Source organism: Streptomyces litmocidini, assembly GCF_014649755.1.
GTDB lineage: Bacteria > Actinomycetota > Actinomycetes > Streptomycetales > Streptomycetaceae > Streptomyces > Streptomyces litmocidini.
The window spans coordinates 13,173-36,526 of record NZ_BMTQ01000017.1; the positions used below are offsets into that span (position 1 = coordinate 13,173).

The following is a 23,354-nucleotide window of genomic DNA, read 5'->3' on the forward strand; positions in this document are numbered from 1 at the left end:
GCGTCGCCGGCGCCGGCACCTCGTGTCTGTCCGCGCCCTTATGTATGGAGCACCCGTGTCTGATGTCCGTGTGACCGTCCAGTCCGCCTCGGAACCGGAGGAGAGGGCGGTGAGCGCGGGCACCACCGCCGGCGCCCTGTTCGCCGACGACCGCACCGTCATCGCCGCCCGCGTGGGCGGCGAGCTGAAGGACCTGTCGTACGAGCTCCGCGACGGCGATGTCGTCGAGGGCGTCGAGATCTCCTCCCCGGACGGTCTCGACATCCTGCGCCACTCGACCGCGCACGTCATGGCCCAGGCCGTGCAGGAGCTCTTCCCCGAGGCCAAGCTGGGCATCGGCCCGCCGGTCCGGGACGGCTTCTACTACGACTTCGACGTCGAGAAGCCCTTCACCCCCGAGGACCTCAAGGTCATCGAGAAGAAGATGCAGGAGATCCAGAAGCGCGGCCAGCGCTTCGCCCGCCGCGTGGTGACCGACGAGGCCGCCCGCGAGGAGCTGGCGGACGAGCCGTACAAGCTGGAGCTCATCGGCATCAAGGGCTCCGCGTCGACCGACGACGGCGCGAACGTCGAGGTGGGCGGCGGCGAGCTGACCATCTACGACAACCTCGACGCCAAGACCGGCGAGCTGTGCTGGAAGGACCTCTGCCGCGGTCCGCACCTGCCGACCACCCGGAACATCCCGGCGTTCAAGCTGATGCGCAATGCGGCCGCCTACTGGCGCGGCAGCGAGAAGAACCCGATGCTCCAGCGCATCTACGGCACCGCCTGGCCGTCGAAGGACGAGCTGAAGGCGCACCTCGACTTCCTGGCCGAGGCGGAGAAGCGCGACCACCGCAAGCTGGGCAACGAGCTCGACCTCTTCTCCGTCCCGGACGAGATCGGCTCCGGCCTCGCGGTCTTCCACCCCAAGGGCGGCATCATCCGCCGGGTCATGGAGGACTACTCGCGCAAGCGCCACGAGGAGGAGGGCTACGAGTTCGTCTACTCGCCGCACGCCACCAAGGGCAAGCTGTTCGAGAAGTCCGGCCACCTGGACTGGTACGCCGAGGGCATGTACCCCCCCATGCAGCTCGACGAGGGCGTGGACTACTACCTCAAGCCCATGAACTGCCCGATGCACAACCTGATCTTCGACGCGCGCGGGCGCTCCTACCGTGAGCTGCCGCTGCGCCTGTTCGAGTTCGGCACCGTGTACCGGTACGAGAAGTCCGGCGTCGTCCACGGCCTCACCCGGGCCCGTGGCTTCACCCAGGACGACGCGCACATCTACTGCACCCGCGAGCAGATGGCGGACGAGCTCGACCGCACCCTGACCTTCGTCCTCAACCTGCTCCGCGACTACGGTCTGACCGACTTCTACCTGGAGCTGTCGACCAAGGACCCGGAGAAGTTCGTCGGCTCCGACGAGGTGTGGGAGGAGGCCACCGCGGTCCTCCAGCAGGTCGCCGAGAAGCAGGGCCTCCCGCTGACCCCCGACCCGGGCGGCGCCGCCTTCTACGGCCCGAAGATCTCGGTGCAGGCGCGGGACGCCATCGGCCGCACCTGGCAGATGTCGACCGTGCAGCTCGACTTCAACCTGCCGGAGCGCTTCGACCTGGAGTACACCGCGCCGGACGGCACCAAGCAGCGCCCGGTCATGATCCACCGCGCGCTGTTCGGCTCGATCGAGCGCTTCTTCGCCGTGCTCCTGGAGCACTACGCGGGCGCGATGCCGCCGTGGCTGGCCCCGGTGCAGGCGACCGGCATCCCGATCGGTGACGCGCACGTCGACTACCTGCACGAGTTCGCCGCCAAGGCGAAGAAGCAGGGCCTGCGGGTGGAGGTCGACTCCTCCTCGGACCGGATGCAGAAGAAGATCCGGAACGCCCAGAAGCAGAAGGTCCCGTTCATGATCATCGCGGGCGACGAGGACATGGCCGCCGGTGCCGTCTCCTTCCGCTACCGCGACGGTTCGCAGGAGAACGGCATCCCCGTCGACGAGGCGATCGCCAAGCTCGCCAAGGTCGTCGAGGACCGCGTCCAGGTCTGACGACCTGGGCGTCCGATGACCTGAGCCGCTCAGGAGGCCCCCGGGAAATCCCCCGGGGGCCTCTTCTCGTCCTCCCGCGTGAAGGCCTGGATCAGCCAGGACGAGAAGGAACCCGTCACCGCGCCGAGCAGGGCCAGGCCGACGCCCATCATGCCCACCGCCGTGAGACGCCCCATCGGCGTCACCGGAGTCACGTCGCCGTATCCCACCGTCGCCAGGGTCGCGCACGCCCACCACGCCGCGTCCCCGAAGGTGCGGATCGTCGCGCCGGGAGCGTCGTACTCGAACTGGTAGACGGTCAGCGCTCCCGCGAAGCCGAGCAGGCCCGCCGTCATTCCCGCGTACGCCATGACCCGGGCGTAGAGCGTGAGCCTGGGCTTGTCGCGGCGCCGCTGCACCCGGTCGTAGACGCTCACCACCCGCAGCGGGCGCAGCAGCGGCAGGATCACCGCCGCCGTGTCGAGGAAGTGGTGGCGTACGAAGCGGAACAGTCCGAGACCGCTCAGCCTGACCCGTACGACATAGTCGACGATGAAGACCGCCCAGGAGGCGTACGTCAGCGCGAGACACAGGTCGAGCACGGCCCCGGACAGACCGTGGCCCAGGATCCGTACCGCGTAGGCGGCGAGGTAGACCAGGGACGTCACCGTCAGCGGGGTCTCCATCCCACGGTCCCAGCGCTCCTGCGCGGGCGGGATCGGCGGCCTGTCTCTCATCGGATCAGCATGGCCGCCGGATGGATCTTCCGCCCCGGCGACACGTTCCGAACGGACGACGCAATATGCTGCTCAGCATGACGACTGAGCCGGAGCAGCAGATCGGAGTGGGGACGCAGGACGCGTTCCAGCGCCTGTGGACGCCTCACCGGATGGCGTACATCCAGGGCGAGAACAAGCCGACCGGGCCGGGGTCCGAGGACGGTTGCCCGTTCTGCGTGATCCCGTCGAAGTCGGACGAGGACGGTCTGGTGATCGCGCGCGGTCAGAGCGTGTACGCGGTGCTCAACCTCTACCCGTACAACGGCGGTCACCTGATGGTCGTCCCGTACCGCCACGTCGCCGACTACACCGACCTCGACGAGGCGGAGACGGTCGAGCTCGCCGCCTTCACCAAGCGCGCGATGGTCGCGCTGCGGGCGGCGTCCGGTGCGCACGGCTTCAACATCGGCATGAACCAGGGTGCCGTCGCCGGCGCCGGCATCGCCGCGCACCTGCACCAGCACGTGGTGCCCCGCTGGGGCGGGGACACCAACTTCATGCCGGTCGTCGGCCACACCAAGGTGCTGCCCCAGCTGCTCGCCGACACCCGGAAGATGCTGGCCGACTCCTGGCCGGCCGCCCTGTGAGGCGCTGAGCGCCGTGGAGGACCCGGGTCAGGCTTCGTAGACGTCGGCCTTCTTCGGACCCGGGTCCTGGACGTTGCCGCTGAGGAACAGCGAGCGGGCGGCGAAGCGCTCCGTGTCCACGTTGTGCTCGTCGAGCACCTTGAGCGCGGCGGCGTGGACGGCCCGGAGCACGGGCGTGGCCATGCGGATGGCGTCGTCGGCCATGAAGCGGTTCTTCCAGAGCGGCCCGGCCCAGACGTGCCGCAGGCCGAACGGCTCGGGCAGGGTCATCTTGCCGCCGAGGAACTCCAGGACCGGCGGGTACCAGGTGAGCGGGGCGCGCACCGCGAGCCGCACGATGTCGTTGGTCGTGAGCAGCGGCTGCTGGATCTCCTTCGTCTCCCAGAAGCGGACGGTCTTGGAGACCTCCCTCGTCTTCGTCTTCGGCTTCGTGGTGAAGAGGCCGTGGACGGGGCCGAGGGCGTGGCCGGTGACCTCGATCCGGAGGGTGTGGTGGAGCGAGGTGACGGTGACCATCATGGTGAGGACGAGGTTCCCGTCCCAGAGCGTGAACTGCACGCCGAGGTAGTGACGGTTGCCCGCGCCGAACTGCTGGTCGTTGCAGATGCGCTGTATCTCGTGCGGCTTGACCTGGTAGTGGACGATGTCGTCGCCCTCGGGGCGGGTGACCTCGTCGGCGCCCTCGCCGACCGGGGAGACGATCCAGTGCTTGACGGTCGGCTTGGGGAAGCCGGTCTTCAGGGAGCCGCGCTCCAGGAGCGTCAGCTCGTCGTGGATCTTGCGGATGACGTCCCAGGCGCGGAAGGCGTGGATCTCCCGGCCGGGCTGGGGGGCCAGCTCCTCGGCGAGCGTCCAGCTGCCCCATCGGGTGCCCAGACCGAGGATCCCCTTGGTGCCGGCGTAGAAGACGATGTTCGACTGCTGCTCCGCGGAGAGCTTCTCCAGGTTGAGCCGGAGGGTCTCCGCCTCCTTCTCGCTCGGGTCCTGGGGGACGGACTTGGGGACGTACGGGCCGATTCCACCGCCGCCGAGCAGACCGGACCAGCGCTCGCGCAGGTCGATCGCGGCGTTCAGACAGATCCGGCTCGCGAGGTACCAGCCGACGACCGGGGCGACGACCATCGCGCGCAGGTAGTTCGGCAGGATCCCGTCGAAGGGCAGCTTGACCAGGACGAGCGCCGCGAAGAGCCCGGCGGCCCACAGGAGGGCGGTGCCGAGGGCGCTGTTCCGCTTGTTCTCGGAGCCGGCGACGAGGCGGCGGAGCTGGATGACGCCGAGCCAGAGCAGGAGTCCGGGCAGGAAGAGGACGCCGCAGAAGAAGGTGACCAGGGTCAGCTTGACGTCCCGCTGCCTGCGCAGGTGGGAGGCGGCGAGGCAGTGTTCGACCACCGGCTGCGGCTCGGCCCCGAAGGACTGGATCAGGGCCTTGCGGGCGCCGCCGAGCATGCGGACCTGGACCGCCCGGCAGAAGGCCTCGCCGAGGTCGGGGCTGAAGAGCCCCCACTTCCCTTCCTTGACCGTGGTCTTGTAGAGCTCGTTGTCGGCTTCCTTGATCGTCTTGAGGGGGCTGTCCCGGTACGCGGCGGACGCGAGCGCGTTCGTCGCGCCCGTGCCGCCCCCCGAGTTCTGGAGGGGGATCTGGGCCCCCGGTCCGAAAGCGTTGATCGCCACTGCCGCCCCCATCGCGAGCGAGTACCTGTGCGGGCTGTTCCCAACTGCCGCCCCCCGCACACCTTCTGAGCTGGGCACCACAGCGTAACCGGGGACGGCCGGATGCGTCACGGCCTGTGGATGTCGTCGGCCGAATGACGTCCGCCCGGCAGCCGCCGGGCGGACGTGCTTCTCTGGCGTTCCGTCAACTAAGAGACGTTTTCAGCCCGTTCGCGAACTTTTGCCGCCAGCTGCGGCGGCATCGGCTCGTGCCGGGCGTAGACGCGGTCGAACCGGCCGGTGCCGTGCGCGATCGAACGCAGGTCGATCGCGTACCGCCCGATCTCGATCTCCGGCACCTCGGCCCTGACCACGGTCCGCCCGGGACCGGCCTGGTCGGTTCCGACCACCCGGCCGCGCCGCCCCGACAGGTCGCTCATGACCGGCCCGACGTACTCGTCCGGGACGAGGACGTCGACCTGGGCGACCGGTTCGAGGAGCTGGACGGGCACGTCGGCGGCCGCCTCGCGCAGCGCGAGCGCCCCGGCGGTCTGGAAGGCGGCGTCCGAGGAGTCCACCGAGTGGGCCTTCCCGTCCCGCAGGGTGACCCGGATGTCGACGAGCGGATGACCGGTGGCGAGCCCGCGCGCCGCCTGCGCCCGTATCCCCTTCTCGACGGAGGGGACGAACTGGCGCGGGACGGCCCCGCCGACCACCTTGTCGACGAACTCGATGCCGCTGCCCGGCGGCAGCGGCTCCACGTCGATCTCGCAGATGGCGTACTGGCCGTGGCCGCCGGACTGCTTGACGTGCCGGCCCCGGCCCGAGGCGGCGCTCCCGAAGGTCTCGCGCAGCGCCACCTTGTACGGCACGGCGTCGACCTGCACGCCGTACCGTCCGCGCAGACGCTCCAGGGCGACGTCCTGATGGGCCTCGCCCAGGCACCACAGCACCACCTGCCGGGTGTCCTGGTTCTGTTCGAGCCGCAGGGTCGGGTCCTCGGCGACGAGCCGGGCGAGCCCCTGCGAGAGCCGGTCCTCGTCGGCCTTGCCGTGGGCCTGGACGGCCAGCGGCAGCAGCGGCTCCGGCATGGTCCACGGCTCCATCAGGAGCGGATCGTCCTTGGCGGAGACGGTGTCACCGGTCTCGGCGTGGCCGAGCCGGGCGACACAGGCGAGGTCGCCGGCGATGCACTCCGCGAGCGGGCGCTGCTGCCTGCCGAAGGGGGAGGTGAGCCCGCCGATCCGCTCGTCCGCCTCGTGGAGGTCGTGGCCGTCGTGGGACCGGTCCGCGAGGCCGTGACCGGAGACGTGCACGGTCTCGTCGGGGCGCAGGGTGCCGGAGAAGACCCGGACCAGGGAGATCCGGCCCACGTAGGGGTCGGCGGCCGTCTTGACGACCTCGGCGACCAGCGGCCCCTCGGGGTCGCAGGTGAGCGGGGGACGGGGGCGGCCGTCGGGGGTGGTGACGGTGGGCGCCTCGTGCTCCAGGGGGGAGGGGAAGCCGCCCGTGATCAGCTCCAGGAGTTCGAGGGTGCCGAGGCCCTGCGTCCCGCCGCCGGCGGCGGGGGCGGCGGCGAGCACCGGGTGGAAGGCGCCCCGGGCGACGGCCTTCTCCAGGTCGTCGACGAGGGTCTTCAGGTCGATCTCCTCGCCGCCGAGGTAGCGGTCCATGAGGGTCTCGTCCTCGCTCTCGGCGATGATCCCCTCGATGAGCCGGGCGCGGGCCTCCGCGATGAGTTCCCGCTGCGCCTCGTCGGGCGGGGCCTCCCGGCGTTCTCCCGAGGAGTAGTCGAAGATCCGCTCCGAGAGCAGACCGACCAGGCCGGTGACCGGCGCGTGCCCGTCGGCTCCCTCGGCGCCGCGCACCGGCAGGTAGAGGGGGAGGACGGCGTCGGGGTCGTCCCGGCCGAAGAGTTCGGCGCAGACCGCGGTGAGCTCGGTGAAGTCGGTGCGCGCGGTGTCGAGGTGGGTGACGACGATGGCGCGGGGCATCCCGACGGCGGCGCACTCCTCCCAGATCATGCGGGTGGAGGCGGCGACGGCGTCGGCCTCCTGGGCCGCCGAGACGACGAAGAGGGCCGCGTCCGCCGCGCGCAGACCGGCCCGCAGCTCCCCGACGAAGTCGGCGTATCCGGGGGTGTCGAGGAGATTGATCTTGTATCCGTCCCAGCCGACCGGGACGAGGGAGAGCTGCACGGACCGCTGCTGGCGGTGCTCGATCTCGTCGTAGTCCGAGACGGTGCCGCCGTCCTCGACCCGCCCGGCCCGGTTGACCGCTCCGGCGGTCTGTGCCAGGGCCTCGACGAGGGTCGTCTTGCCCGATCCGCTGTGGCCGACCAGCACCACGTTCCGCACGGCCGAGGGCCGGTCGGCCGTAGGAGCCCTGCCGGCGGCTCCGGTGGGGGTCTTCGCCTTGTCGCCCATGATGTTTCCTCCCGACTGCTCGCACGATGCGGCGGGACGCGGGCGCGGGGGAGTGGTGTGTCGCGGTACGGCTCCTGCGGTGCCCGCGGTGGTCCTTCGAGCTTTGCACCGACGTCGGGAAGCGTCCATACGTCGTACACGCCGGCGACCCCCCGGAGGGACGTCGGCGGGACGCCGACGCGACGGGGCGGGTGCCCGCCGGTGCGCCGGGACGCGCGTGGCTACGATGGGCGAGCCGGTGGTCGTAGGGGCCGCGCGGCCCACCGAACCTCGGGAAGGCCATGCTGAACAAGTACGCGCGTGCCTTTTTCACGCGTGTCCTCACACCGTTCGCCGCGTTTCTGCTCCGGCGGGGCGTCAGCCCCGACGCGGTCACGCTCATCGGCACGGCGGGGGTGGTGGCCGGTGCGCTGGTCTTCTTCCCCCGCGGAGAGTTCTTCTGGGGCACGATCGTCATCACCCTGTTCGTCTTCTCCGACCTCGTCGACGGCAACATGGCCCGGCAGGCGGGGATCTCCAGCCGCTGGGGCGCCTTCCTCGACTCGACGCTCGACCGGGTCGCCGACAGCGCGATCTTCGGCGGCTTCGCGCTCTGGTACGCGGGCAAGGGCGACGACGACGTCCTGTGCGCGGTGGCGATCTTCTGCCTGGCGAGCGGCCAGGTCGTCTCGTACACCAAGGCCCGAGGAGAATCGATCGGCCTGCCCGTCGCCGTGAACGGCCTCGTCGAGCGCGCCGAGCGCCTGGTGATCTCGCTGGTCGCCGCGGGCCTCGCCGGACTCCACGCGTTCGGCGTGCCCGGCGTCGAGGTCCTGCTCCCGATCGCCCTGTGGATCGTGGCCGCCGGCAGCGCCGTCACCCTGGGCCAGCGCGTCGTGACCGTGCGCCGGGAATCGGCCGAGGCGGACGCCGCCGCGGCCGGGGGCGGCGGGGCGGCCTCGTGAGCACCCTGAAGGAACGCCTGAGCGACGGGCTGTACGGCGCCGGATGGGCGACCGTGAAGAAGCTGCCGGAGCCGGTGGCGACGGGCCTCGGCCGACGGATCGCCGACCTCGCGTGGAAGCGGCGCGGCAAGAGCGTCCTGCGCCTGGAGTCCAACCTCGCGCGCGTGGTGCCGGACGCCACGCCCGAGCGGCTCGCCGAGCTGTCGAAGGCCGGCATGCGCTCGTACATGCGGTACTGGATGGAGTCCTTCCGGCTGCCGACCTGGAGCAAGGAGCGGGTCGAGCGGTCCATCGACATCAAGGACCGCCACCACCTGGAGGACGGCCTCGCCTCCGGGCGGGGCGTCGTCCTCGCCCTGCCGCACCTGGCCAACTGGGACCTCGCGGGCGTCTGGGTGACCCGCTCGCTCGGCGTGCCGTTCACGACGGTCGCCGAGCGGCTCAAGCCCGAGTCGCTGTACGACCGGTTCGTCGCCTACCGCGAGTCCCTCGGCATGGAGGTCCTGCCGCACACCGGCGGCTCCGCCTTCGGCACGCTCGCGCGCCGGCTGCGGGCCGGCGGCCTGGTCTGCCTGGTCGCCGACCGCGACCTGTCGGCCTCCGGCACCGAGGTCACGTTCTTCGGGGACAGGGCGCGGATGCCGGCCGGCCCGGCGATCCTCGCCCAGCAGACGGGCGCGCTGCTGCTGCCCGTGACGCTCTGGTACGACGACACGACCGTCATGAAGGGGCGCATCCACCCGCCCGTCGACGTACCCGATTCGGGTACGCGGGCCGAGAAGACCTCCGTCATGACACAGGCGCTCGCCGACGCGTTCGCCGACGGCATCGCGGACCACCCGGAGGACTGGCACATGCTGCAACGACTGTGGCTCTCGGACCTGGACGAGCGGGAGGGACCGGGCGCGTGAAGATCGGGATCGTCTGCCCGTACTCCTGGGACGTGCCCGGCGGCGTCCAGTTCCACATCCGGGACCTCGCCGAGCACCTCGTCCGCCTCGGCCACGAGGTCTCCGTCCTCGCCCCCGCCGACGACGACACCCCGCTGCCGCCGTACGTCGTCTCCGCGGGCCGCGCCGTACCCGTGTCCTACAACGGCTCGGTGGCCCGGCTCAGCTTCGGCTTCCTCTCCGCCGCGCGGGCCCGCCGCTGGCTGCACGACGGCACCTTCGACGTCGTCCACATCCACGAGCCGACCTCGCCCTCGCTCGGACTGCTCACCTGCTGGGCGGCGCAGGGGCCGATCGTGGCCACCTTCCACACCTCGAACCCGCGCTCGCGGGCCATGATCGCCGCGTATCCGATCCTCCAGCCCGCCCTGGAGAAGATCAGCGCCCGCATCGCGGTCAGCGAGTACGCGCGGCGCACGCTCGTCGAGCACCTCGGCGGCGACGCGGTCGTCATCCCCAACGGCGTCGACGTCGACTTCTTCGCCCGCGCCGAACCGAAGAAGGAGTGGCAGGGCGAGACCCTCGGCTTCATCGGCCGCATCGACGAGCCGCGCAAGGGCCTGCCGGTCCTGATGAAGGCGCTGCCCCGGATCCTCACCGAGCGCCCCGGCGCCCGGCTCCTGGTCGCCGGACGCGGCGACGAGGAGGAGGCCGTGGCCTCGCTGCCCGCCGAGATGCGCTCCCGGGTGGAGTTCCTCGGCATGGTCAGCGACGAGGACAAGGCGCGGTTGCTGCGCAGCGTCGACGTGTACGTGGCGCCCAACACCGGCGGCGAGAGCTTCGGCATCATCCTCGTCGAGGCGCTGTCCGCCGGCGCGCCCGTCCTCGCCTCCGACCTCGACGCCTTCGCGCAGGTCCTCGACCAGGGGGCGGCGGGCGAGCTCTTCGCCAACGAGGACGCCGACGCGCTCGCGGACGCGGCGATCGCGCTCCTCGGGGACCGGGGGCGGCGCGCGGAACTGAGCGCCCGGGGGTCGGCGCACGTGCGCCGCTTCGACTGGTCGACGGTGGGGGCGGACATCCTCGCCGTGTACGAGACGGTGACGGACGGGGCGGCGGCGGTCGACACGGACGAACGCCCCCCGGGCCTGCGGGCGCGCCTGCGCCTGTAGCCCCTCGGCGTGCGGGCACCGGCCGTACCTGTAGGCCCTCGGCGTGCGGACACCGATTGGACCTGTAGGCCCTCGGCGTGCAGGCACCGATTGGACCCGTAGGCCCTCGGCGTGCGGGCACCGGCCGGGCCCGTAGGCCCTCGGCGTGCGGGCACCGGCCGGGCGGCTCCCCCTGCCCGTGCGGGCCCGCGCCCTGCGGGGCGGTGTCCCTCCCGCACCTCCGTGTGGGCAATCGTCCCGCTGGGGCGGGACGGGTGGGCACACGGGACGGCGCCCTCAGTGGCGCCTCCGCGTTCCGGGCCTGGACCCGCACCCCGTGTGCGCCGTGCCCGTCGGTGCGGGTCCGGGCGCGGGAGCCTCGGGCGCCGGCAAGGGCGCCGTCCGTTGTGCCCACCCTCCCCCGAGCTCTCGGCTTCGCTCGAGCAGGGGGGACCCCCCTCGCCCCAGCGGAACGACTGCCCACAACGGGGGGCGGGCACCGCCCGGCGGGCGCGGCCCGCAACGGGGGCGCGTGGGGCGGATGCCGTCCCCACCCCCCGCGTGTCCTCTTCGCCCCCGATCGCGACCTTCGGGAAAGTGCCCCGCCGCCGCCCCGGTAGCCTGTGCGCCCGTGACCGAAACCCTGATCTGGACCGTCGTCGCGCTGATCCTCATCGGCGTCTATCTGAGCTGGACCGCCGGACGGCTCGACCGCCTGCACGCGCGCATCGACGCCGCCCGCGCGGCCCTGGACGCGCAGCTCCTGCGCCGGGCCTCGGTCACCCAGGAGCTCGCCACCTCCGGCATCCTCGACCCGGCCGCCTCGATCGTGCTGTACGAGGCCGCGCACGCGGCCCGGCAGGCGGAGGAGGACCAGCGGGAGGTCGCCGAGAGCGAGCTGAGCCAGGCGCTGCGGGCCGTGTTCGGCGAGCCCGAGCAGGTGGAGCTCGTACGGGAGGCGCCCGGTGGCGAGGAGGCCGCGGGGGAGCTGGCCGCGGCCGTCCGCCGGGTGCCGATGGCCCGCCGCTTCCACAACGACGCCGTCCGGGCGGCCCGCGCCCTGCGTCGCCACCGCAAGGTCCGCTGGTTCCGGCTCGCGGGCCACGCGCCCTTCCCTTTGGCCTTCGAAATGGACGATGAGCCGCCCGCGGCCCTTGCTGATCGTCCGGCCTGACGCTCGTAGCCTGGGAAAACGATCCACCGGGTCCACATTGGCCCTTGATGTGGACCGCAGGTGGACTGTTTCCTCGTCTTGTCGTCAACCCCCGTTGTCACGAGTGAGGTATCCGTGTCCACCACGCCTTCCACCACCTTCCAGTCCCCCGAGACCGGCACCGCGCGCGTCAAGCGCGGCATGGCCGAGCAGCTCAAGGGCGGCGTGATCATGGACGTGGTCAACGCCGAGCAGGCGAAGATCGCCGAGGACGCCGGCGCCGTGGCCGTCATGGCCCTGGAGCGGGTCCCCGCGGACATCCGCAAGGACGGCGGCGTCGCCCGCATGTCCGACCCGAACATGATCGAAGAGATCATCGGCGCGGTCTCCATCCCGGTCATGGCCAAGTCCCGCATCGGCCACTTCGTCGAGGCCCAGGTCCTGCAGTCCCTCGGTGTCGACTACATCGACGAGTCCGAGGTCCTGACCCCGGCCGACGAGATCAACCACTCCGACAAGTGGGCCTTCACGACCCCCTTCGTCTGTGGTGCCACCAACCTGGGCGAGGCCCTGCGCCGCATCGCCGAGGGCGCGGCCATGATCCGTTCCAAGGGCGAGGCCGGCACCGGCAACGTCGTCGAGGCCGTCCGCCACCTGCGCCAGATCAAGAACGAGATCGCCAAGCTGCGCGGCTTCGACAACAACGAGCTGTTCGCCGCCGCCAAGGAGCTGCGCGCCCCGTACGAGCTCGTCAAGGAGGTCGCCGAGCTCGGCAAGCTGCCGGTCGTGCTGTTCTCCGCCGGTGGCGTCGCCACCCCCGCCGACGCCGCGCTCATGCGCCAGCTCGGCGCCGAGGGCGTCTTCGTCGGCTCCGGCATCTTCAAGTCGGGCGACCCGGCCAAGCGCGCCGCCGCCATCGTGAAGGCCACCACCTTCTACGACGACCCGAAGGTCATCGCGGACGCCTCCCGCAACCTGGGCGAGGCCATGGTCGGCATCAACTGCGACACCCTCCCCGAGTCCGAGCGCTACGCGAACCGGGGCTGGTAAGCACCCATGAGCACGCCCGTGATCGGTGTCCTGGCCCTCCAGGGCGACGTACGGGAGCACCTGATCGCCCTGGCCGCGGCGGACGCCGTGGCCAGGCCGGTCCGGCGCCCCGAGGAACTCGCCGAGGTCGACGGTCTGGTCGTCCCCGGCGGCGAGTCCACCACCATCTCCAAGCTGGCCGCCCTCTTCGGCCTGATGGAGCCGCTGCGCGAGCGGATCGCGGGCGGCATGCCCGTCTACGGCACCTGCGCCGGCCTGATCATGCTCGCCGACAAGATCCTCGACCCGCGCTCGGGCCAGGAGACCTTCGGCGGCATCGACATGATCGTCCGCCGCAACGCCTTCGGTCGCCAGAACGAGTCCTTCGAGGCCGGCGTCACCGTGGCGGGCATCGACACCCCCGTCGAGGGCGTCTTCATCCGCGCCCCGTGGGTGGAGTCGGTCGGCGCCCAGGTCGAGGTGCTCGCCGAGCACGACGGCCACATCGTCGCCGTCCGCCAGGGCCGTGTCCTCGCCACCTCCTTCCACCCCGAGCTCACCGGCGACCACCGCATCCACGAGCTGTTCGTGGACATGGTGCGCGCCGAACGGTGACACGATCCCGGTAGGATCTCTGGGGTTCGTTAAAGAAGTTGGTTACGCGAAGGAGACAGGCAGATGTCCGGCCACTCTAAATGGGCTACGACGAAGCACAAGAAGGCCGTGATCGACGCCAAGCGCGGCAAGCTCTTCGCGAAGCTGATCAAGAACATCGAGGTCGCGGCCCGGACCGGCGGCGCCGACCCGGACGGCAACCCGACGCTCTACGACGCCATCCAGAAGGCGAAGAAGAGCTCGGTCCCGAACAAGAACATCGACTCCGCGGTCAAGCGCGGCGGCGGCCTGGAGGCCGGCGGCGTCGACTACCAGACGATCATGTACGAGGGCTACGGCCCGAACGGCGTCGCGGTGCTCATCGAGTGCCTCACCGACAACCGCAACCGCGCCGCCTCGGACGTGCGCGTCGCCATGACCCGCAACGGCGGCTCCATGGCCGACCCGGGCTCCGTCTCGTACCTGTTCAACCGCAAGGGCGTCGTCGTGCTCCCCAAGGGCGAGCGGTCCGAGGACGACGTCCTCGAGGTCGTCCTCGACGCGGGCGCCGAGGAGGTCAACGACCTCGGCGAGTCCTTCGAGGTCGTCAGCGAGGCCACCGACCTGGTCGCGGTCCGCACCGCCCTCCAGGAGGCCGGCATCGACTACGACTCGGCCGAGTCCAGCTTCGTCCCGACCATGCAGGTCGAGCTCGACGAGGAGGGCGCGCGCAAGATGTTCAAGCTGATCGACGCCCTGGAGGACAGCGACGACGTGCAGAACGTCTTCGCCAACTTCGACGTCAGCGACGAGGTCATGGAGAAGGTCGACGCCTGATCGCGACCTTTTCGAGCAGCGGGCCGACGGGACACCCCCGTCGGCCCGCTGCGTTGTCAGTGGCAGCCGATAGCCTGCACAAACAGACTTGCGATCAGGGAGGAGCGGCGTGCGCGTACTCGGGGTGGACCCCGGCCTGACCCGTTGCGGCGTCGGCGTCGTCGAGGGCGTCGCCGGCCGGCCCCTGACCATGCTCGGCGTCGGAGTCGTCCGCACGGCGGCGGACGACGACATCGGCATGCGCCTGGTCGGCATCGAGCGCGGCATCGAGGAGTGGCTCGACCGCTTCTCGCCCGAACTCGTCGCCGTGGAGCGGGTGTTCAGCCAGCACAACGTGCGTACGGTGATGGGCACGGCCCAGGCCAGCGCGGTCGCCATGCTCTGTGCCTCCCGGCGCGGCATCCCCGTCGCCCTGCACACCCCCAGCGAGGTCAAGGCCGCCGTCACCGGCAGCGGCCGCGCCGACAAGGCCCAGGTCGGAGCCATGGTGACCCGACTGCTCCGGCTCTCCGCCCCGCCCAAGCCGGCCGACGCCGCCGACGCCCTCGCCCTCGCCATCTGCCACATCTGGCGGGCCCCCGCCCAGAACCGCCTGCAGCAGGCCGCCGCCCAGAACCGTCTCCAGCAGGCCGCCGCCCGGCACGCCTCCGCAGTGAAAGGCCGAACCCGATGATCGCCTTCGTCAGCGGCCCCGTGGCCGCCCTCGCCCCCACGACCGTCGTCGTCGAGGTCGGCGGAGTGGGCATGGCCGTCCAGTGCACCCCGAACACCGTCGCCGGTCTGCGCCTCGGTGAGCACGCCCGGCTCGCCACCTCCCTCGTCGTCCGCGAGGACTCCCTCACCCTGTACGGCTTCGCCGACGACGACGAGCGGCAGGTCTTCGAGCTCCTCCAGACCGCCAGCGGCGTCGGCCCCCGCCTCGCCCAGGCCATGCTCGGGGTGCACAGCCCCGACGCGCTGCGCCTCGCCTTCGCCACCGGCGACGAGAAGGCCCTCACCGCCGTCCCCGGCATCGGCAAGAAGGGCGCCCAGAAGCTCCTCCTCGAACTGAAGGACAAGCTCGGCGCCCCCCTGGGCGGCAGCGGACCGGTCGGCGCCCAGCGCGCCGCCGCCTCCGGCCCCGCGCCGTGGACCGAGCAGCTGTCCGCCGCCCTGATCGGACTCGGCTACGCGAGCCGCGAGGCCGAGGAGGCCGTCAGCGCCGTCGCCCCGCAGGCCGAGGCCGCCCTCGCCGAGACCGGCACCGCCCCCGTGCCGCAGCTGCTCCGCGCCGCCCTGCAGACCCTCAACCGGGCCCGCTGACCTCCCCCGTACGAAGGAAGACCATCACCGTGAACTGGGACGACGACAGCACCGCCGAGCCGGACGCGCGCATCGTCGGCGCCTCCGCGGAGGGCGACGACCAGGCCGTCGAGGCGGCCCTGCGCCCCAAGGACCTCAGCGAGTTCGTCGGCCAGGAGAAGGTCCGCCAGCAGCTCGACCTGGTCCTCAAGGCCGCCCGCCAGCGCGGCGCCACCGCCGACCACGTGCTGCTCTCCGGCGCCCCCGGTCTCGGCAAGACCACCCTCTCGATGATCATCGCCGCCGAGATGAACGCGCCGATCCGCATCACCTCCGGCCCCGCCATCCAGCACGCCGGTGACCTCGCCGCGATCCTCTCCTCCCTCCAGGAGGGCGAGATCCTCTTCCTCGACGAGATCCACCGCATGTCCCGGCCCGCCGAGGAGATGCTCTACATGGCGATGGAGGACTTCCGGGTCGACGTCATCGTCGGCAAGGGCCCCGGCGCCACCGCCATCCCGCTCGAACTCCCGCCCTTCACCCTGGTCGGCGCCACCACCCGGGCCGGACTCCTGCCGCCCCCGCTGCGCGACCGCTTCGGCTTCACCGCCCACATGGAGTTCTACGACCCCGCCGAACTGGAACGCGTGATCCACCGCTCCGCCGGACTCCTCGACGTCGAGATCGACCCCGACGGCGCCGCCGAGATCGCCGGCCGCTCCCGCGGCACGCCCCGCATCGCCAACCGCCTGCTGCGCCGGGTCCGCGACTACGCCCAGGTCAGGGCCGACGGAGTGATCACCCGGGAGGTCTCGGAGGCGGCCCTCAGCGTGTACGAGGTGGACAGCCGCGGCCTCGACCGGCTCGACCGGGCGGTCCTGGAGGCCCTGCTCAAGCTCTTCGGCGGCGGTCCGGTCGGCCTGTCCACCCTCGCGGTCGCCGTGGGGGAGGAGCGCGAGACCGTCGAGGAGGTCGCCGAACCCTTCCTCGTACGGGAGGGGCTGCTGGCCCGGACGCCCCGCGGCCGGGTCGCCACACCGGCGGCGTGGACACACCTCGGGCTCGTTCCGCCGCAGGCAGCGGGCCCGGGCGGTACGGGAACGGGACAACAGGGGCTCTTCGGGGCGTGACGGTGCGGACACTCGCCCGGACCGGAACCGCGGTGCGATGCTGGACGTTGTTCCATCGATGCGGACTCGCCTAGACTCCGCCGATGCCGCCCATTCTGGTCGGCGCGCCCACCCCCGAAGATCAGGCCGCGGGTTCTCCGCGACCGTGCGAAGGAAACCCGTCCCGTGAGCATCGTGACCCTCCTCCCCTTCATCGTCCTCATCGGGGCCATGTTCCTGATGACCCGCTCTGCCAAGAAGAAGCAGCAGGCGGCGGCGCAGATGCGCAACGAGATGCAGCCCGGCACCGGCGTACGGACGATCGGGGGGATGTACGCCACCGTCAAGGAGATCGGCGACGAGACCGTTCTCCTGGAGGTCGCGCCGGGCGTGCACGCGGTCTACGCCAAGAACGCGATCGGCGCGGTCCTCGAGGACTCCGAGTACAACCGGATCGTCCACGGCGACGACGAGGAGTCGGACGCCGGCACCGTCGTCCCGGACGACGCCTCCTCGCTGACCGAGACCGCCGAGGACACCCAGACCGTCGAGGACGCGCCGAAGGCCGACCTCACGAAGAAGTCGGACGCGGCCGAGACCGACGCCGAGGGTCAGAAGGACGGCAAGGCCGACGGCGAGACCGACGCGAAGTAGTCGCGGCCGGGGGCCGCGCGCACGCCCACCGGCGTGCACGGTCCCCGGAACGGTTCCACGTCTGCGGGGGCAGGTCCCCACACACACTTCGTGGCCGTCTCGCGCATACCCGGCGTGAGGCGGTTGGACAGGGAGATACGACAAGGTGGCAGCACCGAAGAAGGGCCGAAGGCCGGCGGGGGGACAGAGCCGTCCGGGCCGCGCCCTGGCACTCATCCTGATCGCCATGGTCGCGCTCACCGGCGGGATGTTCTGGTCGGGGCACACCACCCCGCGCCTCGGCATCGACCTCGCCGGCGGAACGTCGATCACGCTCAAGGCGAAGGCCGAGCCCGGCCAGGAGTCGGCGGTCAACGAGACCAACATGAACACGGCGGTCGGCATCATCGAGCGCCGCGTCAACGGTCTGGGTGTCTCCGAGGCCGAGGTCCAGACGCAGGGCGCCGAGAACATCATCGTCAACATCCCTCGCGGGACGAACGAGAAGCAGGCCCGCGAGCAGGTCGGCACCACCGCCCAGCTCTACTTCCGGCCCGTCCTCGCCGTCGCGCCCGCCGCGCCGCAGACGGCACCGAGCGCCACGCCTTCGGGCAAGCCCTCGGGCTCGCCGAAGCCGACCGCCTCCGCCTCCTCCGGTGCGACGGTGGGTGAGAAGTCGCCCACGCCGACGGCCACCGCCTCCACGCAGGGCCGCGCGCTCACCGAGGCCCTCAAGGCCCCGAGCCCGACGCCCACCGCGAGCTCCTCCGGGAAGCCGAAGGCCACCGGGACCCCGCAGGCGACCCCGAAGCCCGACCCCGCGACCGCGGCGCTGGAGCAGAAGTTCACCGCGCTGAACTGCCTCGACCCCAAGGCCCGCGCCGCCGCCGGCCAGGGCGTCAAGTCCTCCGAGCCCACCGTGGCCTGCGGCGAGGACGACCCGGGCGTCTGGTCGAAGTACCTCCTCGGCCCGGCCGAGGTCAGCGGCAAGGACGTCGATGACGCCAAGGGCGTCTTCGACCAGCAGCGCGGCATGTGGATCGTCACCATGGACTTCACGGACAGCGGCTCCAAGAAGTTCCAGTCGATCACCAGCAAGCTCTCCCAGCAGACCGACCCGCAGAACCGCTTCGCGATCGTCCTGGACGGCGACGTCGTCTCGGCGCCCTCCGTGCGCCAGACCCTCAGCGCCAGCGCGGAGATCTCCGGCAGCTTCAACCAGCAGACCGCCCAGGACCTCGGCAACATCCTGTCCTACGGTGCCCTGCCCCTCACGTTCCAGACCCAGAGCGTCGACACCGTCACCGCCGCGCTCGGCGGGGACCAGCTGCAGGCGGGCCTCCTCGCCGGCGCCATCGGCCTCGGCCTGGTCATCATCTACCTGGTCGCCTACTACCGCGGCCTGTCGCTGATCGCCATCCTCAGCCTCGGCGTCTCGGCGCTCCTCACCTACGTGCTCATGGCCCTGCTCGGCCCGGCCATCGGCTTCGCGCTGAACCTGCCGGCCGTCTGCGGCGCCATCGTCGCCATCGGCATCACCGCGGACTCGTTCATCGTCTACTTCGAGCGCATCCGCGACGAGCTCCGCGAGGGCCGCACGCTCCGGCCGGCCGTCGAGCGCGCCTGGCCGCGCGCCCGCCGCACGATCCTGGTCTCCGACTTCGTGTCGTTCCTGGCCGCGGCCGTGCTGTTCATCGTCACCGTCGGCAAGGTCCAGGGCTTCGCGTTCACGCTCGGCCTGACCACCCTGCTCGACATCGTCGTGGTGTTCCTCTTCACCAAGCCGGTCATGACGCTGCTCGCCCGGACCAAGTTCTTCGGCAACGGCCACAAGTGGTCCGGCCTGGACCCGAAGCGGCTCGGCGCCAAGCCGCCGCTGCGCCGCGCCCGCCGTACCCACGCCCCCGTCGACACGAAGGAGGCGTGAGATGTCGAAGCTCGGCGATCTCGGCGCCCGACTCCACCGCGGTGAGGTCGGTTACGACTTCATCGGCAACCGCAAGATCTGGTATGGCCTGTCCATCCTGATCACCATCACCGCCATCGTCGCCCTGGCCGTCCGCGGCCTCAACATGGGCATCGAGTTCCAGGGCGGCGCCGTCTTCACCACCCCGAAGACCGCCGTCTCCGTCAGCCAGGCCCAGGAGTACGCGGAGAAGGCCTCCGGCCACGACGCGATCGTCCAGGAGCTCGGCAGCGGCTCCCTGCGCATCCAGGTCGGCGGCCTCGACACCGCCAAGTCCGACCAGGTCCGCGAGGAGCTCGCCAAGGACCTGAACGTCCCCGAGGCCAAGATCGCGGCCGAGCTCGTCGGCCCCAGCTGGGGCGAGCAGATCGCGAACAAGGCCTGGACCGGCCTCGGGGTCTTCATGATCCTCGTGGTGATCTACCTGGCCATCGCCTTCGAGTGGAGGATGGCGGTCGCGGCGCTCGTCGCCCTCATCCACGACCTCACGATCACGGTGGGCATCTACTCGCTGGTCGGCTTCGAGGTCACCGTCGGCACGGTCATCGGTCTGCTGACGATCCTCGGTTACTCGCTGTACGACACCGTCGTCGTCTTCGACTCCCTCAAGGAGCAGACGAAGGACATCACGAAGCAGACCCGCTTCACCTACAGCGAGCTGGCCAACCGCTCGATCAACGGCACCCTGGTCCGTTCGATCAACACCACCGTCGTCGCGCTGCTGCCGGTCGCCGGCCTGCTCTTCATCGGTGGCGGCGTCCTCGGCGCCGGCATGCTCAACGACATCTCGCTGTCGCTGTTCGTGGGTCTCGCCGCCGGTGCGTACTCCTCGATCTTCATCGCCACCCCGCTCGTGGCGGACCTCAAGGAGCGCGAGCCGTCGATCAAGGCGCTCAGGAAGCGGATCCTGGCCAAGCGCGCCAGCGCCGCCGCCAAGGGCGAGCCGCTGGACGCGGCGGACGACCCGTCCGCCGAGGCCGCCGTCGTGGGCCCCCGGGCGAGCCGCCGCAGCACCCGGGAGCACCGAGGATGACCGCGCAGGCCCAGGACGTCACCGAACTCCTGCTCAGCCGCATCCGCGACGTCCCCGACTACCCGAAGCCGGGCGTGCTGTTCAAGGACATCACGCCGCTGCTCGCGGACCCGGCGGCGTTCACGGCCCTCACCGACGCCCTCGCCGGGCTGTGCACCGTGCACGGCGCGACGAAGATCGTCGGCCTGGAGGCCCGCGGCTTCATCCTGGCCGCCCCGGTGGCCGTCCGCGCGGGCCTGGGCTTCATCCCGGTCCGCAAGGCCGGCAAGCTCCCCGGGGCCACGCTCCGCCAGGCGTACGAGCTGGAGTACGGCACCGCCGAGATCGAGGTGCACGCCGAGGACCTGGAGGCGGGCGACCGCGTCATGGTCATCGACGACGTCCTCGCCACCGGCGGCACGGCCGAGGCGTCCATCGAGCTGATCCGCCGCGCGGGCGCCGAGGTCGCGGGCGTCGCCGTCCTCATGGAACTCGGCTTCCTCCCGGGCCGGGCCCGGCTGGAACCCGCCCTGAACGGCGCGCCGCTCACGGCGCTGATCACGGTCTGACATCGGGGACCACCCCGATCGGGGCGCTCCGGGGAATCCCCGGGGCGCCCCTCCGCGTTCTCCTGGACGACCCCGGTTCCCGAGGCGCTGCCCGGTCGGAGGCCGTCCGAAACCCGGGTGCGTGAGCACGGTCGGTCCTGGCTCGATACCATGGGTTTTCCGGGCCTGACCGGGGGACCCGGAACCTCCCCCAGACCCCGTCCGGGGGGACCCCAGAGGAGCGCTCTTGCCAGACGAGGCCCAGTCACTCTCCGCCGCGCAGCCCGACCCGAAGGCCGAGAAGGCCGCGCCGGGGACCGGCACGTCCCAGAACAAGCCAGTGGAGACCAGGCCCACGCCTGCTGCGCCCGCCCCCGCGCCCGCCGCCCCCGAGCGGCCCGCGTCCGCCCGCTCCGGCGGCTCGTCCAACCGCGTCCGCGCCCGCCTCGCCCGGCTCGGCGTCCAGCGCTCCTCCCCGTACAACCCGGTCCTCGAACCGCTGCTGCGGATCGTCCGCTCCAACGACCCCAAGATCGAGACGGCGACCCTCCGCCAGATCGAGCGGGCCTACCAGGTCGCCGAGCGCTGGCACCGCGGCCAGAAGCGCAAGAGCGGCGACCCGTACATCACGCACCCGCTCGCCGTCACCACCATCCTCGCCGAGCTCGGCATGGACCCCGCGACCCTGATGGCCGGGCTGCTCCACGACACCGTCGAGGACACCGAGTACGGCCTGGAGGACCTGCGCCGCGACTTCGGCGACCAGGTCACGCTCCTCGTCGACGGCGTCACCAAGCTCGACAAGGTCAGGTTCGGCGAGGCCGCGCAGGCCGAGACCGTCCGCAAGATGGTCGTCGCCATGGCCAAGGACCCGCGCGTCCTGGTCATCAAGCTCGCCGACCGCCTGCACAACATGCGCACCATGCGCTACCTCAAGCGGGAGAAGCAGGAGAAGAAGGCCCGCGAGACCCTCGAGATCTACGCGCCCCTGGCCCACCGCCTGGGCATGAACACCATCAAGTGGGAACTGGAGGACCTCGCCTTCGCGATCCTCTACCCCAAGATGTACGACGAGATCGTCCGGCTCGTCGCCGAGCGCGCCCCCAAGCGGGACGAGTACCTCGCCATAGTGACCGACGAGGTCCAGGCCGACCTGCGGGCCGCCCGGATCAAGGCCACCGTCACCGGCCGCCCCAAGCACTACTACAGCGTCTACCAGAAGATGATCGTCCGCGGCCGTGACTTCGCGGAGATCTACGACCTGGTCGGCATCCGCGTGCTCGTGGACACCGTCCGCGACTGCTACGCGGCCCTCGGCACCGTCCACGCGCGATGGAACCCGGTCCCCGGCCGGTTCAAGGACTACATCGCGATGCCGAAGTTCAACATGTACCAGTCGCTGCACACGACGGTCATCGGACCCAACGGCAAGCCGGTCGAGCTCCAGATCCGCACCTTCGACATGCACCGGCGCGCCGAGTACGGCATCGCCGCGCACTGGAAGTACAAGCAGGAGGCCGTCGCCGGCGCCTCCAAGGTGCGCACCGACGTGCCGAAGAAGACCGGCAAGGACGACCACCTCAACGACATGGCGTGGCTGCGCCAGCTCCTCGACTGGCAGAAGGAGACCGAGGACCCCGGCGAGTTCCTGGAGTCCCTGCGCTTCGACCTCTCCCGCAACGAGGTCTTCGTCTTCACGCCGAAGGGCGACGTCATCGCGCTGCCCGCCGGTGCCACCCCCGTCGACTTCTCGTACGCGGTCCACACCGAGGTCGGCCACCGCACCATAGGGGCGCGGGTCAACGGGCGGCTCGTGCCGCTCGAATCGACCCTCGACAACGGTGACCTGGTCGAGGTCTTCACCTCCAAGGCCGCCGGCGCCGGCCCCTCCCGCGACTGGCTCGGCTTCGTCAAGTCCCCGCGCGCCCGGAACAAGATCCGCGCCTGGTTCTCCAAGGAGCGCCGCGACGAGGCCATCGAGCAGGGCAAGGACGCCATCGCGCGGGCCATGCGCAAGCAGAACCTGCCGATCCAGCGGATCCTGACCGGGGACTCCCTCGTCACCCTCGCCCACGAGATGCGCTACAGCGACATCTCCTCGCTGTACGCGGCGATCGGCGAGGGCCACGTCACCGCCCAGTCCATCGTGCAGAAGCTGGTGCAGGCGCTCGGCGGCGAGGAGGCCGCCACCGAGGACATCGACGAGACCGCCCCGCCGGCCCGGGGCCGCTCCAAGCGCCGCTCCAGCGCCGACCCCGGCGTCGTCGTCAAGGGCGTCGAGGACGTCTGGGTGAAACTGGCCCGCTGCTGCACCCCGGTGCCCGGCGACCCGATCATCGGCTTCGTCACCCGCGGCAGCGGCGTGTCCGTGCACCGCAGCGACTGCGTCAACGTCGAGTCGCTGTCCCGGGAGCCCGAGCGGATCCTGGACGTCGAATGGGCGCCCACCCAGTCCTCGGTCTTCCTCGTCGCCATCCAGGTCGAGGCCCTGGACCGCTCCCGGCTCCTCTCGGACGTCACCCGCGTCCTCTCGGACCAGCACGTCAACATCCTCTCGGCGGCCGTCCAGACCTCCCGCGACCGGGTGGCCACCTCCCGCTTCACCTTCGAGATGGGCGACCCGAAGCACCTCGGTCACGTCCTGAAGGCCGTGCGGGGCGTGGAGGGCGTCTACGACGTCTACCGCGTGACCAGCGCCCGGCGCCCGTAGCGGCACGCACGAGGAAGGCCCCCCGGCGCTATGCCGGGGGGCCT

20 protein-coding genes are annotated in these 23,354 nt (G+C 71.3%); 17 read left to right on the forward strand and 3 right to left on the reverse strand.

Going from position 1 to position 23,354, the window contains the following annotated elements:
• Nucleotides 1-55: 55 nt before the first annotated feature.
• Nucleotides 56-2,032, forward strand: a complete 1,977-nt coding sequence (gene thrS / locus IE180_RS28970) for a threonine--tRNA ligase (protein WP_190159917.1) — start codon at nucleotides 56-58, stop codon at nucleotides 2,030-2,032.
• Between the two features lie 29 nt (nucleotides 2,033-2,061).
• On the opposite strand, the gene IE180_RS28975 is transcribed toward thrS, so the two are convergent.
• Nucleotides 2,062-2,748: a potassium channel family protein gene (locus IE180_RS28975; protein ID WP_190159918.1), complete on the reverse strand. Its 687-nt coding sequence runs from the start codon at nucleotides 2,746-2,748 to the stop codon at nucleotides 2,062-2,064.
• A gap of 65 nt (nucleotides 2,749-2,813) precedes the next feature.
• Here IE180_RS28975 and IE180_RS28980 point away from each other — a divergent pair, with 65 nt between their 5' ends.
• Nucleotides 2,814-3,377 carry an HIT family protein gene (locus IE180_RS28980; protein WP_190159919.1) on the forward strand — a complete coding sequence of 188 codons (564 nt, stop codon included), beginning with the start codon at nucleotides 2,814-2,816 and terminating at the stop codon, nucleotides 3,375-3,377.
• 27 nt (nucleotides 3,378-3,404) lie between these two features.
• On the opposite strand, the gene IE180_RS28985 is transcribed toward IE180_RS28980, so the two are convergent.
• Nucleotides 3,405-5,060 (reverse strand): AbeC-like domain-containing protein, encoded by a 1,656-nt coding sequence (locus IE180_RS28985; RefSeq protein WP_190159920.1) that lies wholly within the window; start codon nucleotides 5,058-5,060, stop codon nucleotides 3,405-3,407.
• Between the two features lie 176 nt (nucleotides 5,061-5,236).
• Nucleotides 5,237-7,453, reverse strand: coding sequence for an elongation factor G-like protein EF-G2 (locus IE180_RS28990; protein ID WP_190159921.1), 2,217 nt, complete (start codon nucleotides 7,451-7,453; stop codon nucleotides 5,237-5,239).
• 281 nt (nucleotides 7,454-7,734) lie between these two features.
• Between IE180_RS28990 and pgsA the strand changes: the two genes are divergently transcribed.
• The 15 genes from pgsA to IE180_RS29065 all read left to right on the forward strand — a co-directional run bounded on the left by pgsA (nucleotide 7,735) and on the right by IE180_RS29065 (nucleotide 23,310).
• A complete protein-coding gene (gene pgsA / locus IE180_RS28995) occupies nucleotides 7,735-8,397 on the forward strand; it encodes a phosphatidylinositol phosphate synthase (protein WP_190159922.1) in 663 nt (220 codons plus the stop codon).
• Nucleotides 8,394-9,308 (forward strand): phosphatidylinositol mannoside acyltransferase, encoded by a 915-nt coding sequence (locus IE180_RS29000; protein ID WP_190159923.1) that lies wholly within the window; start codon nucleotides 8,394-8,396, stop codon nucleotides 9,306-9,308. The genes pgsA and IE180_RS29000 overlap by 4 nt, the downstream gene beginning before the upstream one ends.
• A complete protein-coding gene (locus IE180_RS29005; RefSeq protein ID WP_190159924.1) occupies nucleotides 9,305-10,459 on the forward strand; it encodes a glycosyltransferase family 4 protein in 1,155 nt (384 codons plus the stop codon). The genes IE180_RS29000 and IE180_RS29005 overlap by 4 nt, the downstream gene beginning before the upstream one ends.
• A gap of 610 nt (nucleotides 10,460-11,069) precedes the next feature.
• Nucleotides 11,070-11,612, forward strand: a complete 543-nt coding sequence (locus IE180_RS29010) for a hypothetical protein (protein WP_190159925.1) — start codon at nucleotides 11,070-11,072, stop codon at nucleotides 11,610-11,612.
• 114 nt (nucleotides 11,613-11,726) lie between these two features.
• The gene (gene pdxS, locus IE180_RS29015; protein ID WP_184932491.1) at nucleotides 11,727-12,641 is read left to right on the forward strand and encodes a pyridoxal 5'-phosphate synthase lyase subunit PdxS; all 915 of its coding nucleotides are present in this window, start codon (nucleotides 11,727-11,729) and stop codon (nucleotides 12,639-12,641) included.
• A gap of 6 nt (nucleotides 12,642-12,647) precedes the next feature.
• Nucleotides 12,648-13,235, forward strand: a complete 588-nt coding sequence (gene pdxT, locus IE180_RS29020; protein WP_190159926.1) for a pyridoxal 5'-phosphate synthase glutaminase subunit PdxT — start codon at nucleotides 12,648-12,650, stop codon at nucleotides 13,233-13,235.
• Between the two features lie 63 nt (nucleotides 13,236-13,298).
• Nucleotides 13,299-14,051: a YebC/PmpR family DNA-binding transcriptional regulator gene (locus IE180_RS29025; RefSeq protein ID WP_190159927.1), complete on the forward strand. Its 753-nt coding sequence runs from the start codon at nucleotides 13,299-13,301 to the stop codon at nucleotides 14,049-14,051.
• A 109-nt stretch (nucleotides 14,052-14,160) separates the two neighbouring features.
• Complete coding sequence (ruvC, locus tag IE180_RS29030; protein ID WP_190159928.1) at nucleotides 14,161-14,724, forward strand: crossover junction endodeoxyribonuclease RuvC; 564 nt, start codon at nucleotides 14,161-14,163, stop codon at nucleotides 14,722-14,724.
• Complete coding sequence (gene ruvA, locus IE180_RS29035; RefSeq protein WP_190159929.1) at nucleotides 14,721-15,353, forward strand: Holliday junction branch migration protein RuvA; 633 nt, start codon at nucleotides 14,721-14,723, stop codon at nucleotides 15,351-15,353. The genes ruvC and ruvA overlap by 4 nt, the downstream gene beginning before the upstream one ends.
• Before the next feature lie 29 nt (nucleotides 15,354-15,382).
• Complete coding sequence (gene ruvB, locus IE180_RS29040; protein ID WP_190159930.1) at nucleotides 15,383-16,462, forward strand: Holliday junction branch migration DNA helicase RuvB; 1,080 nt, start codon at nucleotides 15,383-15,385, stop codon at nucleotides 16,460-16,462.
• Between the two features lie 165 nt (nucleotides 16,463-16,627).
• Nucleotides 16,628-17,095, forward strand: coding sequence for a preprotein translocase subunit YajC (gene yajC / locus IE180_RS29045; protein WP_190159931.1), 468 nt, complete (start codon nucleotides 16,628-16,630; stop codon nucleotides 17,093-17,095).
• Nucleotides 17,096-17,240: 145 nt separating this feature from the next.
• Nucleotides 17,241-19,001 (forward strand): protein translocase subunit SecD, encoded by a 1,761-nt coding sequence (gene secD, locus IE180_RS29050; protein WP_190159932.1) that lies wholly within the window; start codon nucleotides 17,241-17,243, stop codon nucleotides 18,999-19,001.
• 1 nt (nucleotide 19,002) lies between these two features.
• Nucleotides 19,003-20,073, forward strand: coding sequence for a protein translocase subunit SecF (secF, locus tag IE180_RS29055; RefSeq protein WP_190159933.1), 1,071 nt, complete (start codon nucleotides 19,003-19,005; stop codon nucleotides 20,071-20,073).
• The gene (locus IE180_RS29060; protein WP_190159934.1) at nucleotides 20,070-20,621 is read left to right on the forward strand and encodes an adenine phosphoribosyltransferase; all 552 of its coding nucleotides are present in this window, start codon (nucleotides 20,070-20,072) and stop codon (nucleotides 20,619-20,621) included. The genes secF and IE180_RS29060 overlap by 4 nt, the downstream gene beginning before the upstream one ends.
• 226 nt (nucleotides 20,622-20,847) lie before the next feature.
• Complete coding sequence (locus IE180_RS29065) at nucleotides 20,848-23,310, forward strand: RelA/SpoT family protein (protein ID WP_190159935.1); 2,463 nt, start codon at nucleotides 20,848-20,850, stop codon at nucleotides 23,308-23,310.
• Nucleotides 23,311-23,354: the final 44 nt, after the last annotated feature.